Origin of the sequence: Streptomyces chlorus (assembly GCF_042655885.1) — a bacterium.
Lineage (GTDB): Bacteria > Actinomycetota > Actinomycetes > Streptomycetales > Streptomycetaceae > Streptomyces > Streptomyces chlorus.
On record NZ_JBHSOA010000100.1, the window covers coordinates 60574 to 72751 of the forward strand.

13 protein-coding genes are annotated in these 12178 nt (G+C 69.1%); 10 read left to right on the top strand and 3 right to left on the bottom strand.

The features are described 5' to 3' along the window. Positions 1-193 precede the first annotated feature (193 nt). Positions 194-2563, top strand: a complete 2370-nt coding sequence (locus ACFPZI_RS32625) for an immune inhibitor A domain-containing protein (RefSeq protein WP_381370784.1) — start codon at positions 194-196, stop codon at positions 2561-2563. A 124-nt stretch (positions 2564-2687) separates the two neighbouring features. Continuing rightward, positions 2688-3032, top strand: coding sequence for a hypothetical protein (locus ACFPZI_RS32630; protein WP_381370785.1), 345 nt, complete (start codon positions 2688-2690; stop codon positions 3030-3032). A 235-nt stretch (positions 3033-3267) separates the two neighbouring features. Here ACFPZI_RS32630 and ACFPZI_RS32635 read toward each other — a convergent pair whose 3' ends face one another. Together ACFPZI_RS32635 and ACFPZI_RS32640 are read right to left on the bottom strand one after the other, a co-directional pair. Then, positions 3268-3855: a nicotinamidase gene (locus ACFPZI_RS32635; protein ID WP_381370786.1), complete on the bottom strand. Its 588-nt coding sequence runs from the start codon at positions 3853-3855 to the stop codon at positions 3268-3270. Positions 3856-4011: 156 nt separating this feature from the next. Continuing rightward, on the bottom strand, positions 4012-5364 hold the full coding sequence (locus ACFPZI_RS32640; RefSeq protein WP_381370787.1) for a nicotinate phosphoribosyltransferase: 1353 nt from the start codon (positions 5362-5364) through the stop codon (positions 4012-4014). 109 nt (positions 5365-5473) lie between these two features. On the opposite strand from ACFPZI_RS32640, the gene clpS reads away from it, so the two are divergent. The 7 genes from clpS to ACFPZI_RS32675 all read left to right on the top strand — a co-directional run bounded on the left by clpS (position 5474) and on the right by ACFPZI_RS32675 (position 10584). Further along, positions 5474-5791 (top strand): ATP-dependent Clp protease adapter ClpS, encoded by a 318-nt coding sequence (gene clpS, locus ACFPZI_RS32645; RefSeq protein ID WP_381370788.1) that lies wholly within the window; start codon positions 5474-5476, stop codon positions 5789-5791. Between the two features lie 76 nt (positions 5792-5867). Further along, positions 5868-6470, top strand: a complete 603-nt coding sequence (locus ACFPZI_RS32650; protein WP_381370789.1) for a DUF2017 domain-containing protein — start codon at positions 5868-5870, stop codon at positions 6468-6470. Between the two features lie 476 nt (positions 6471-6946). Next, positions 6947-8374: an amino acid permease gene (locus ACFPZI_RS32655; RefSeq protein ID WP_381370790.1), complete on the top strand. Its 1428-nt coding sequence runs from the start codon at positions 6947-6949 to the stop codon at positions 8372-8374. A 180-nt stretch (positions 8375-8554) separates the two neighbouring features. Further along, a complete protein-coding gene (locus ACFPZI_RS32660) occupies positions 8555-8977 on the top strand; it encodes a M67 family metallopeptidase (RefSeq protein ID WP_381370791.1) in 423 nt (140 codons plus the stop codon). Between the two features lie 143 nt (positions 8978-9120). Further along, a complete protein-coding gene (locus ACFPZI_RS32665) occupies positions 9121-9216 on the top strand; it encodes a putative leader peptide (protein WP_324618299.1) in 96 nt (31 codons plus the stop codon). 124 nt (positions 9217-9340) lie between these two features. Then, positions 9341-9628, top strand: a complete 288-nt coding sequence (locus ACFPZI_RS32670; protein ID WP_381370792.1) for a MoaD/ThiS family protein — start codon at positions 9341-9343, stop codon at positions 9626-9628. Positions 9629-9633: 5 nt separating this feature from the next. Continuing rightward, positions 9634-10584, top strand: a complete 951-nt coding sequence (locus ACFPZI_RS32675; protein WP_381370793.1) for a PLP-dependent cysteine synthase family protein — start codon at positions 9634-9636, stop codon at positions 10582-10584. 88 nt (positions 10585-10672) lie between these two features. On the opposite strand, the gene ACFPZI_RS32680 is transcribed toward ACFPZI_RS32675, so the two are convergent. Beyond that, positions 10673-11161: a type II toxin-antitoxin system PemK/MazF family toxin gene (locus tag ACFPZI_RS32680; protein ID WP_381370794.1), complete on the bottom strand. Its 489-nt coding sequence runs from the start codon at positions 11159-11161 to the stop codon at positions 10673-10675. A gap of 203 nt (positions 11162-11364) precedes the next feature. Here ACFPZI_RS32680 and ACFPZI_RS32685 point away from each other — a divergent pair, with 203 nt between their 5' ends. Then, on the top strand, positions 11365-12117 hold the full coding sequence (locus ACFPZI_RS32685) for an MBL fold metallo-hydrolase (protein ID WP_381370795.1): 753 nt from the start codon (positions 11365-11367) through the stop codon (positions 12115-12117). Positions 12118-12178 lie beyond the last annotated feature (61 nt).

A 12178-nucleotide genomic window follows, 5' to 3' on the forward strand; every position in this document is an offset into this window, starting at 1 on the left:
ACAGTCCCTCTGTGTCCGTAAAGCGAACCCCGCCTCCGGGTAATGCAGTTGAACTGTTCAAGTCAAGGTCTGTTTTTTCTGCTGAACCTCTAGTCAAATGTGGTCACTTGACTACACGCGTTGATCACGTGTGCGCGACCATCCGTCACCCGGACCCCGCCTTCGCGCACACGCACGCCAGAGGGGATCTCAAGTGACCAGTAGACACTGGACGTTCAGAGCGGCCGCGACAGGCGTGGCACTCGCGGCGGTCACCGCCACCTGCTCTGCGTTCACCGTGGCCCAGGCCGACACGGCCGACGGGGCCAACCGGCCGGCCGGTGTGGACCGACAGGACCCGGCGGAGCACAACCACGTCGAGCACGACCTCGATGGCCCGCTCTCCAAGACGCAGGACGCCCAGCGCCAGGAGGCCCTGCAGCAGGTCATATCCGGCGAGTCCTCGGTCAAGGACCGGGGCGGTTCGAAGGTCGTCGAGCTCAAAGGCAAGGACAAGGGCAAGGGCAAGGGCAAGGGCAAGTACGTCGAGCTCGGCCGCGAGAAGACCGACAAGATCTTCACGATCCTGGTCGAGTTCGGCGACGAGATCGACAGCCGCTACGGTGGCACCCCCGGCCCGCTGCACAACGAGATCGCCGAGCCGGACCGCAGCAAGGACAACTCCACCGCGTGGCAGGCGGACTACGACCAGAAGCACTTCGAGGACATGTACTTCGGCACCGGCAAGGGTGTCGAGTCGGTCAAGACGTACTTCGAGAAGCAGTCCTCGGGCCGTTACTCGGTCGAGGGCGAGGTCTCCGACTGGGTGAAGGTCCCTTACAACGAGGCCCGTTACGGCTCCAACGAGTGTGTCCCCGACAACTGCGCCTGGTACGCGGTGCAGGACGGTGTCAGCGCCTGGGCCGAGCAGCAGAAGGCGGCCGGCAAGACCGACGCCGAGATCAAGGCCAAGCTCGCCGAGTACGACCAGTGGGACCGCTACGACTTCGACGGCGACGGCGACTTCAACGAGCCCGACGGCTACATCGATCACTTCCAGATCGTGCACGCCGGTGAGGACGAGTCCGCCGGCGGCGGCGCCCAGGGCGAGGACGCGATCTGGGCCCACCGCTGGTACGCCTTCGGCACCGACGCCGGTGCCACCGGCCCCGACCGGAACAAGCTCGGCGGCGCGCCCATCGGCGACACCGGCATCTGGGTCGGCGACTACACCATCCAGCCGGAGAACGGCGGACTCGGCGTCTACGCCCACGAGTACGGCCACGACCTCGGCCTGCCGGACCACTACGACACCGCGGGCGGCGAGAACTCCACCGGCTTCTGGACCCTGATGTCCTCCGGTTCCTGGCTCGGCAAGGGCGAGGACGAGATCGGTGACCTGCCCGGCGACATGACGGCCTGGGACAAGCTCCAGCTGGGCTGGCTGGACTACGACACGGCCAAGGCCGCGACGAAGTCCAAGCACAAGCTGGGCTACGCCGAGTACAACACCAAGGACGAGCAGGCCCTCGTGGTCGAACTGCCCAAGAGGGCGGTCACCACCGAGGTCGTGGTCCCCGCGGAGGGCGAGACCCAGTGGTGGAGCGGCAGCGGTGACGACCTGCGGAACACGCTGACCCGTTCCGTGGACCTCACCGGCGCCTCGACGGCCGAGCTGACGCTCGACGGCTGGTACGAGATCGAGGCCAACTACGACTTCCTCTACGCCGAGGTCTCGACCGACGGCGGCGCCAACTGGACCGCCCTGGACGGCACGGTGGACGGCCGGCCGATCCCGCGCGACGGCAGCGACAAGCCGGCCCTGCACGGCACGGTCGACGGCTACAAGCCGCTGGCCTACCCGCTGGACGCCTACGCCGGCCGGCAGATCGACCTGCGCTTTCGCTACCAGACCGACGGCGGCCTGGCGATGAAGGGCTTCGCGGCCGACCGGATCTCGGTCACCGCGGACGGCACCGCGCTGTTCACGGACAACGCCGAGACCGCTGACGCCGCCTGGACGGCGAACGGCTTCTCCCGCATCGGCGCGTCGTTCACCAACGACTACGCGCAGTACTACATCGCCGAGAACCGTCAGTACGTGTCGTACGACAAGACCCTGAAGGTCGGCCCGTACAACTTCGGCTTCGCGAACAGCCGTCCGGACTGGGTGGAGCACTTCCCGTACCAGAACGGCCTGTTGATCTGGAAGTGGGACACCTCGCAGGCGGACAACAACACCAGCCGGCACCCGGGCGCGGGCCTGGTCCTGCCGGTCGACTCGCACCCGACCGCGCTGAAGTGGTCCGACGGCACGCTGATGCGCAACCGCATCCAGACGTACGACTCGACCTTCAGCACCTTCCGCACGGACGGCATCACGCTGCACAAGAGCGGCGTCGCGACCAAGATCCGCTCCTCGGAGGGCGTGCCGGTCTTCAACGACCGCACCCACACCTACTACGACAAGGCGAACCCGGGCGGCGGCGTCAAGATCACTGACACCAACACGAAGATCAAGATCGTCAATGAGGCCAAGGACGGCTCGACGATCCACCTCGAAGTAAGCCGCGCAACGAAGTAAACCGCGTCTTACCAGGTCAAAACGTGTTCGGCGGCAACCCCACTGGCGGGTTGCCGCCGATCCGTGTTTAGGTGCGTCCTGTGACGCTCTTATTGACACCTGGCCCGACGGGGGTATGAATTCCATGGCCGCAGGAGGCTTCAGCAAGCTGCCGAACGGCACCGTGGTGGTGGCACTGAACCTGCCCAGCCCGGCCGCCGCCGGCACCGGCTCGGTGCGCTTCCTCGTGCATGCGGGCAACAGGGCGCGCGCCCTGACGAGGCTGCGCAACCTGGGCCTGCGGGCCGTCTACCTGCGAGGCAACGCGGCTCCGCCGAGTCCCGACGAGATCACCGCGGTGCTGCACCACCCCGACGGCCTCATATGGCGCACAGCACCCGACAGTGGTGTCCTGACCGGCCCCGAGCTGGCCGTGGAACTGTGGCATCCGATCAGGGCGCTGCTCAGGCGCCCCGCGGCCCCCGCCTGACCTTGCGGGGCCCCGGCGGTCCCGTGTCACGTGATCGGGTGAAGCGCCTGCCGTGCGTTGCGAGAACCAAGCGCGTACATCGTGTCGATCGAGAACCAGGACGGCACACCCGAGCTTCGCTCAACGAACCGGGCAGGTTCCGCCCCGGCTGGTGTTGAGGGAGCAGGACCCCGCAAGCCACTGGCCTGGGGGGATTCCTGAGCCAGGAATCCCCCTGCTTGAGCCGGGGGAGGGTTCAATGCACGACCGGCTTCCCCGAGAGCTCCACACCCGCCCCGCGCAGCTCGTCGAGCGCCCGCTCGGTGGTCTGGGCGGCCACCCCCGCGGTGAGGTCCAGCAGGACCTGGGTGCGGAAGCCCTCGCGGGCGGCGTCCAGGGCGGTCGCCCGGACACAGTGGTCGGTGGCGATGCCCACCACGTCCACCTCGTCGATCTCGCGGGCGCGCAGCCAGTCGGCCAGCGCCACGCCGTTCTCCTCGGCCCCCTCGAAGCCGCTGTACGCCGCCGAGTACGCCCCCTTGTCGAAGACGGCGTCGACCGCGCCGGAGGTGACCGCGGGGGCGAAGTTCGGGTGGAAGCCGACGCCCTCCGTCCCGGCGACGCAGTGCGCGGGCCAGGAGCGGACGAAGTCGGGATTGTCGGCGAAGTGGTCGCCGGGGGCGATGTGGTGGTCGCGGGTGGCCACCACGTGCTGGTACCCGGCGGGCACCCGTGCGATCAGCTCGGTGATGGCGGCGGCCACATCCGCACCGCCGGACACGGCGAGGCTGCCCCCCTCGCAGAAGTCGTTCTGCACGTCAACGACGATCAAGGCGCGGCGCATGGTCGGATTCCTTCGGCTGGGGGTCGGTCAATGAGGATCGTGGGCAGTGGGCAGGGGATCGTGGACGGGAGACGGGAGACGGGAGACGGGAGACGGGAGACGGGAGACGGGAGACGGGGACAGGGGGATCGTGGACGGGGGTTCGCGGGACAGCCGTTAGCTACCCGAGCCCAGGTGCAGGTACTCCGTCGGAATGACGGGTTCCCCGCGGGACAGCTGGGTCGCGGACAGCGGCAGGCCGGCGCGGGCCGCGGCGTGCCGTTCGCGGAGCCGGTCCAGCGGCTCGCGCGCGGTCGCGGTCACCTCGCCGCCCTTGACCAGCTCCACCAGCAGCTGCCGGTCGACCAGCTCCTCGGGCACCTGCCCGGTGCCGATCACCTCGGTCTCGGCGACACCGTGCTCGTCCAGCCGTCGCGCGGCCCACTTGCGGCCGCCGATGGAGGTCTTGCCGCCGATGGACCGTTTCGCCACGGGCACCAGCGGCGCCCCGGCGTCGGCGGACTCGGCGCGGGCGACCAGCTTGTAGACCATGGAGGCCGTCGGGTGCCCGGAGCCGGTCACCAGCTGGGTGCCGACGCCGTACGAGTCCACCGGCGCGGCGGCCAGCGAGGCGATGGCGTACTCGTCGAGGTCCGACGTCACGGTGATCTTCGTGCCGGTGGCGCCCAGCTCGTCCAGCTGCTGCCGCACCCGGTGCGCGACCAGCAGCAGGTCGCCGGAGTCGATCCGGACCGAGCCCAGAGACGGGCCGGCGAGCTCGACGGCCGTACGGACCGCCTCGGTCACGTCGTAGGTGTCCACGAGAAGCGTCGTACCGGCGCCGAGGGAGTCCACCTGCGCGCGGAAGGCGTCCCGCTCGCTGTCGTGCACCAGGGTGAAGGCGTGGGCGGAGGTGCCCACGGTCGGGATGTTGTAGCGGAACCCGGCCGCCAGGTCGGAGGTGGAGGCGAAGCCGCCCACGTAGGCGGCCCGGGAGGCGGCCACCGCGGCCAGTTCGTGGGTGCGCCGGGCGCCCATCTCGATCAGCGGCCGGTCTCCGGCGGCGGAGGACATCCGGGAGGCCGCCGCGGCGATCGCCGAGTCGTGGTTGAGGATCGACAGGATCACCGTCTCCAGCAGCACGCACTCCGCGAAGCTGCCCTCGACCCGCATGATCGGCGAGCCCGGGAAGTACACCTCGCCCTCCGGGTAGCCCCAGATGTCCCCGGAGAAGCGGTAGCCGGCCAGCCAGTCGAGGGTCCGCCCGTCGACGACGTTCTTCTCGCGCAGGAAGTCGAGGACGGGGCCGTCGAAACGGAAGTTCTCCACCGCGTCCAGGACCCGCCCGGTGCCGGCCACCACGCCGTAGCGGCGGCCGTCGGGCAGGCGCCGGGTGAAGACCTCGAACACGCTGCGCCGTTCGGCCGTGCCACCGCTCAGGGCGGCCTGCAGCATCGTCAGCTCGTAGTGGTCGGTGAAGAGTGCCGTCGACGGAACAGTCACCGGCAGCCCGAGGTCAGCTGTGTTCATATGAAGGATGCTACCCCCTTTTCGTCGTTCTGACGATTTCAGTTTCCGTGCCCCGTTCCGCAGGGCCCGCGAGGGCCGGTTTGTGCTCCAGGCCCCTTCCGGTGGCAGCATGGGCAGTGTGACGTCACCCGCACCCCTGGAGATCGAACGCACCGAGTCGGCGGAAGAGGCTTTCGCCGTGCCCGAGCCCGACGTCCCCTGGATCACCCTCGTCCACAACGACCCGGTCAACCTCATGAGCTATGTGACGTACGTCTTCCAGGCGTACTTCGGCTACTCCAAGGACAAGGCCACCAAGCTCATGCTCGACGTCCACCACAAGGGCCGGGCCGTCGTCTCCAGCGGCACCCGCGAGGAAATGGAACGCGACGTCCAGGCCATGCACGGCTACGGCCTGTGGGCCACCCTCCAGCAGGACCGGAAGTAGCCCGCCGGCAGGACCGAGAAGCAGCCCGCCCGTGACCCGACCCCGCCCGCAGGACCGGAAGTAGCGAATCGCCTCCATGTCAGGACACTTCGAACCGCTCCCCGGCGGCGGCGCGGCCGTCGCCCTCGACGACGTCGAGATCTCCATCATCCGGTCCCTCGCCGTGCAGCTCATGGAGCTGATCGGCCCCGGCCCGGCCGCGGAGGCCTCCGGCGACCCGCTCGCCGAACTCTTCGCCGAGGGCCCGAGCGAACCGCCCGCCGACCCCGTGCTGCGCCGGCTCTTCCCGGACGCCTACGGCGACCCCGAGGAGCCCGCCTCGGTCAAGGACACCGAGGAACAGCGGGCGCACTCCGCGGAGTTCCGCCGCTTCACCGAGAACGACCTGCGGGCCGGCAAGCGCGAGAACGCCCTCGCGGTGATCCGCTCCCTGGACGAACTCACCGCGGCCGGCGGGGGAGGGGCGGTGCTCGAACTCTCCGCCGAGGAGTCCCGGCAGTGGCTCGGCGCGCTGAACGACCTGCGCCTGGCGATCGGGTCCCGGCTGCAGATCGACGACGAGGACGACACCGACCTCCTCTTCCACCTCCCGGACGAGGATCCGCGCAAGCCCATGGTGATGGCGTACCTGTGGCTCGGCGGCCTCCAGGAAACCCTCGTCTCGACACTGATGCCGTAGGCCGCGCGGCTTACGGCACTGCCGGGCCGCACCGTGCGGCTCGCGGAACCACGTGGCCGACAGCGCCGTGTCACGCCCGCCGGTACGGCGCCGCGCTCTCGGCGCAGGGCGCCGCCCATGCCGTACATCTGACCGAAATGTTCGGAAAAGTCCGCCGACGTGTTCGCTCAGAGGACACTCAAGCCCGTGTGGCGATCCTGTCAAGGCTTCCGCCGCCTATACGTTTTTCGGGTGACGTTTGCCCGCTTCCTCCTGTGATGTGCGCCACGAATCGCTGCTGATCAGTGTTGCGGTCGTGATAGATCTGCACGACCACCCGGCGAACACCATCGATACGCCCGCCGGGTGCGCCACCGAGCCGGCAACCGCCGGCCAGGCGCGAGCGGACACGCTCAGCTCCATCAGTCCGGGGGGATCGAGACTCGATCCGGGGCCCATCAGCGGCCCGGATCGGGGTGGAGAAAGGCGCGTACCACATGGCCTCACCGCAGGTCGACACGGAGTCCGTGTCCGACGAGGGGTATGAGCGCGGTCTCAACGGCCGTCAAGTCCAGATGATCGCGATCGGCGGCGCCATCGGCGTCGGCCTCTTCCTGGGAGCCGGGGCGAACATCGCCAAGGCCGGACCCAGCCTGATCGTGATGTACGCCCTCGCCGGCGTGATCATCTTCTTCATCATGCGGGCGCTCGGCGAGCTCCTGCTCTACCGCCCGGTCTCGGGCTCCTTCGCCGAGTACTCACGGGAGTTCCTCGGCCCGTTCTTCGGCTACTTCACCGGCTGGACGTACTGGCTGATGTGGATCGTCATCGGTATGGCCGAACTCACGGCCGCCGCGATCTACATCAACTACTGGTTCCCACAGATCCCGCAGTGGGCCACCGCCCTGGTCTTCCTGCTCGTCCTCTTCGGGGCCAACCTCATCTCGGTGAAGATGTTCGGCGAGATCGAGTTCTGGTTCTCGATGATCAAGGTCACCGCCATCATCGGCATGATCGTGATCGGGCTGGGCGTGCTCACCTTCGGCTTCAGCGCCGCCGGGGACACCGCCGCGGTGTCCAACCTCTGGGCCTTCGACGGCTTCTTCCCCAAGGGCATCGGGTCGTCCCTGATGACCCTCCAGGGCGTCATGTTCGCCTACCTCGCCATCGAAATCGTCGGCGTCACGGCCGGCGAGTCCAAGAACCCGGAGAAGACCCTCCCCAAGGCGATCAACACCCTGCCCTGGCGCATCGCCCTGTTCTACGTCGGTGCCCTCACCGTCATCCTGTGCGTGGTCAAGTGGACCGAGTTCGCGCCGGGAGTCAGCCCCTTCGTCGAGGCCTTCGCCCAGATCGGCATTCCGGCCGGCGCCGCCATCGTCAACTTCGTCGTGCTGACCGCCGCCCTGTCCTCCTGCAACTCCGGGATGTACTCCACGGGCCGCATGCTGCGCACCCTCGCGGAAAACGGCGAGGCCCCGCGGATCTACCAGCGGCTGTCCTCCAGCAAGACCCCGGCGCTCGGCATCGCCACCTCGGTGGTCTTCATGGGCATCGGCGTCGTCCTGAACTACGTCGTCCCGGAGAAGGCATTCGGCTACGTCACCTCCATCGCCACGGCGGCCGGCATCTGGACCTGGCTGATGATCCTGATCAGCCACATCCTCTACCGCCGCCAGGTGGTCGCGGGCCGACTGCCCGCCTCCTCCTTCCCGGCGCCCGGCGGCTCGGTGTGCTCCTACATCGCCATCGTGTTCCTGCTCTTCGTCACCTCCCTCATCGCGATCGACGCGGAGGCCAGGATCTGCCTCTACGTGATGGCCGGCTGGGCCTTCGTCCTGGGGATCGGCTGGGTGGCCCTCAAGAACCGCGATCCGCGGATCACCGAGGGCCGCGAGCCGAAGTTCGAGAAAATCGGCGGCTAGCCCCTACCGGCCGTGCGGGAGCACCGGCCGTGGGGTTCTGCCGTGTGGCCGTACCCGTCGTGCGGGAGTACTCGTGGCACTCCCGCACGACCGCCGGTCAAGGTGCCCCGACGTCCGGCATCCGGGCCGCCCCGTCTCACCCCTCGGTACGGGACGGCCCGTCTGCTTATCCTGAGCCTCATGCTGACCATTACCCAGGCCCTGTACGACCGGATCGTCGCCCACGCGCGCGAGGACCACCCCGACGAGGCATGCGGCGTGGTGGCGGGCCCGGCGGGCTCCGGCCGCCCCGAGCGTTTCATCCCCATGCTGAACGCGGCCCGCTCACCCACGTTCTACGAGTTCGACTCGAAGGACCTGCTCAAGCTGTACCGCGAGATGGACGACAACGACGAGGAGCCGGTGATCGTCTACCACTCGCACACCGCGACCGAGGCACACCCCTCCCGCACCGACATCGCCCTCGCGAGCGAGCCCGGCGCCCACTACGTCCTGGTCTCCACCGCCGACACCGACGGCCTCGGCGACTTCCAGTTCCGCTCGTTCCGGATCGTGGACGGCGAGGTCACCGAGGAGGAGATCAAGGTCGTCGAGGCGTACTGACGCGCTCCCGACCCCCACCCGACGCCCGCTCGAGCAGCACCGGCCGGGGCCCTGACCTGCCCCTTCCCACATAACGATCGGCCACCTTCCGAAGTGTGAGACCACACTCGGATCCGGCCATCGGGAATCGATACGATGAGCCCATGGTTCTCCATGACGTGAGCGACAGGACGCCGGGCAAGCTGCTCGTGGCGCGGCTGCACGTCGACCTGTGCAGACTCGCCAGCGCCATCTGTTGACACCGAGCCTCCCGCCGTACGGCCTGTGAGCCCCGGCGGCTCCACCACGTACGCACACCCACGCACCACCCGCGCCGCCGCGCGCCCACCGACCAGACGACAACACCGACAGGAGCCCCACGCCATGGCCATCGAGGTCCGGATCCCCACCATCCTCCGCCAGTACACCGACGGCCAGAAGGCGGTGGAGGGTACCGGAAACACCCTCACCGAGCTCTTCGCCGACCTCGAGACCCGGCACACGGGCATCCAGGCCCGCCTCATCGACGACACCAAGGGCAACCAGCTGCGCCGCTTCGTCAACGTGTACCTCAACGACGAGGACGTCCGCTTCCTCGACGGCATCAACACCAAGCTGACCGACGGCGACAGCGTCACGATCCTGCCGGCCGTGGCCGGCGGTGCGGCCTGATCCGAATGCGCTACGACTCCCCCCTGGCCGCGGTCGGCAACACCCCGCTGGTGCGCCTGCCGCGGCTCTCGCCGTCCGCCGACGTCCGTATCTGGGCGAAGCTCGAGGACCGCAACCCGACCGGCTCGATCAAGGACCGTCCGGCCCTGTTCATGATCGAACAGGCGGAGAAGGACGGACGGCTGACCCCGGGCTGCACCATCCTGGAGCCGACGTCCGGCAACACCGGCATCTCCCTGGCCATGGCAGCCAAGCTCAAGGGCTACCGCATGGTGTGCGTGATGCCCGAGAACACCTCGCGGGAACGCCGGGAGCTGCTGTCCATGTGGGGCGCGGAGATCATCTCCTCCCCGGCCGCCGGCGGCTCCAACACCGCCGTGCGGGTCGCCAAGGAGATCGGCGCCGAGCACCCGGACTGGGTGATGCTCTACCAGTACGGCAACCCGGACAACGCGGGCGCCCACTACGCCACCACCGGCCCGGAGATCCTCACCGACCTGCCCTCGATCACGCACTTCGTGGCCGGCCTCGGCACCACCGGCACCCTCATGGGCGTCGGCCGCTACCTGCGCGAGCACAAGCCCGACGTGAAGATCGTCGCCGCCGAACCCCGCTACGACGACCTCGTCTACGGCCTGCGCAACCTCGACGAGGGCTTCGTGCCCGAGCTGTACGACGCCTCCGTCCTCACCACCCGGTTCTCGGTCGGCTCCGCCGACGCCGTCACCCGGACCCGTGAACTCCTCCAGCAGGAAGGCATCTTCGCCGGTGTCTCCACCGGAGCCGCCCTGCACGCCGCGATCGGTGTCGCGAAGAAGGCGCTCCAGGCGGGGGAGAGCGCCGATGTCGTCTTCGTCGTCGCCGACGGCGGCTGGAAGTACCTGTCGACCGGTGTCTACACCGCCGCCACGACGGAGGAAGCCATCGAAACGCTCCAGGGCCAGCTCTGGGCGTGACCCACGAGGGCAGGACGCACACGAACAAGGGCAGTACGAAGGGGCCGGAGATCCACTCCGGCCCCTTCGCCGTCCCGCCGCACAGTGGTCACCGAGCCAGATACCGGACCCGGTCCCACACCGCCGGGTCGACGACCCCCACCCTGCGCCGGAACTCCCGTACCGGGACCTCGCGCAGCTCGTCCGTCTCCAGGAAACTCGCCCGGCCCCGGGCGTCCCCGACGGATCCCGGCGGCAGCGGGATCACCCCGGCGCGTTCCTCCCGGAAGCGTGTCGTGATCTTCGCGACGGTCGCCCGCTCCCCGCGCACCGCCAGCACCAGGCACGGCCGGTCCTTCGACGCCCCGTCGCCCCCCGGCACCCCGTTCCCCGCCCGCGGCACCTCCTCGTAGGGCACGTCCGCCCACCAGATCTCCGCGGGCCGGGGCCGGCCACCCCCCTCGTCCGTACCGGTCCCCGCTCCGGCCGGCGCACTCCGGACGCGGGGCCGGTGCCCCCGGCCCCATCCGTCGACGAGCGCGGCGACCAGCGCGAGCAGGACCACCGCGACGAGTGCGAGCCACCACGACGTGTTCATGACCCGACCGTACCGGCGCGGGCCGCAGCCGCGCGCCCTCTCGCACGCCCCACGTGAACCGCTTCCAGCCGAACCAGTGACAGCACAGGTGAGTTCCCCCACAACAGCCCCTGGCAGAGGAGCGACCAAAGGTTTTGCGCCTTACGCTCGACGAACCGCACGACCCCCGTTTTCACTCCCCCGCCAGCGGAGGTTTCTGCTTCATGAAGCTCACCGTCGTCGGCTGCTCGGGGTCGTTCCCGTCCGTGGAATCGGCCTGTTCGAGCTACCTCGTCGAGGCCGACGGCTTCCGGCTGCTCCTCGACATGGGCAACGGCGCCCTGGGCGAGTTGCAGCGCCACTGCGGTCTCTACGACCTGGACGCGATCTTCCTCAGCCATCTGCACGCCGACCACTGCATCGACATGTGCGCGTACTTCGTGGTGCGCTACTACCGGCATGACGGAGGCCGCTGCGACCCGATCCCGGTCTACGGACCGGAGGGCACGGAGCACCGGCTGACCACGGCCTACGCCGACACCCCCTCGGCCTCCTCCATGAGCGAGGTCTTCGACTTCCACACGGTCAAGCCGTCCACCTTCGAGCTCGGCCCGTTCGTCGTGCACACCGAACGCGTCGCGCACCCGGTGGAGGCGTACGCCATCCGTCTCGAGCACGGAGGGAAGTCGCTGACGTACTCCGGCGACACCGGGGTGAGCACGGTGCTCGACGAACTCGCCCACGACACCGACCTGTTCCTGTGCGAGGCCGCCTTCACCGCCGGCAAGGAGAACATCCCCGACCTGCACCTCAACGGCCGCGAGGCGGGTGAGTCGGCGGCCCGCGCCCGTGCCCGCAGGCTGGTCCTCACCCACATCGCCCCGTGGACCGACCCGCAGGTCAACCTCGCCGACGCGCGCGCGGTCTACGACGGGCCGGTGGAACTGGCGGCGCCCGGCGTGACGTACGTGATCTGACCACCCGTACCCCGCACGCCCGCAGATCCGCACGCCCGCCCGCTCGCACCGAGGCCCCGGA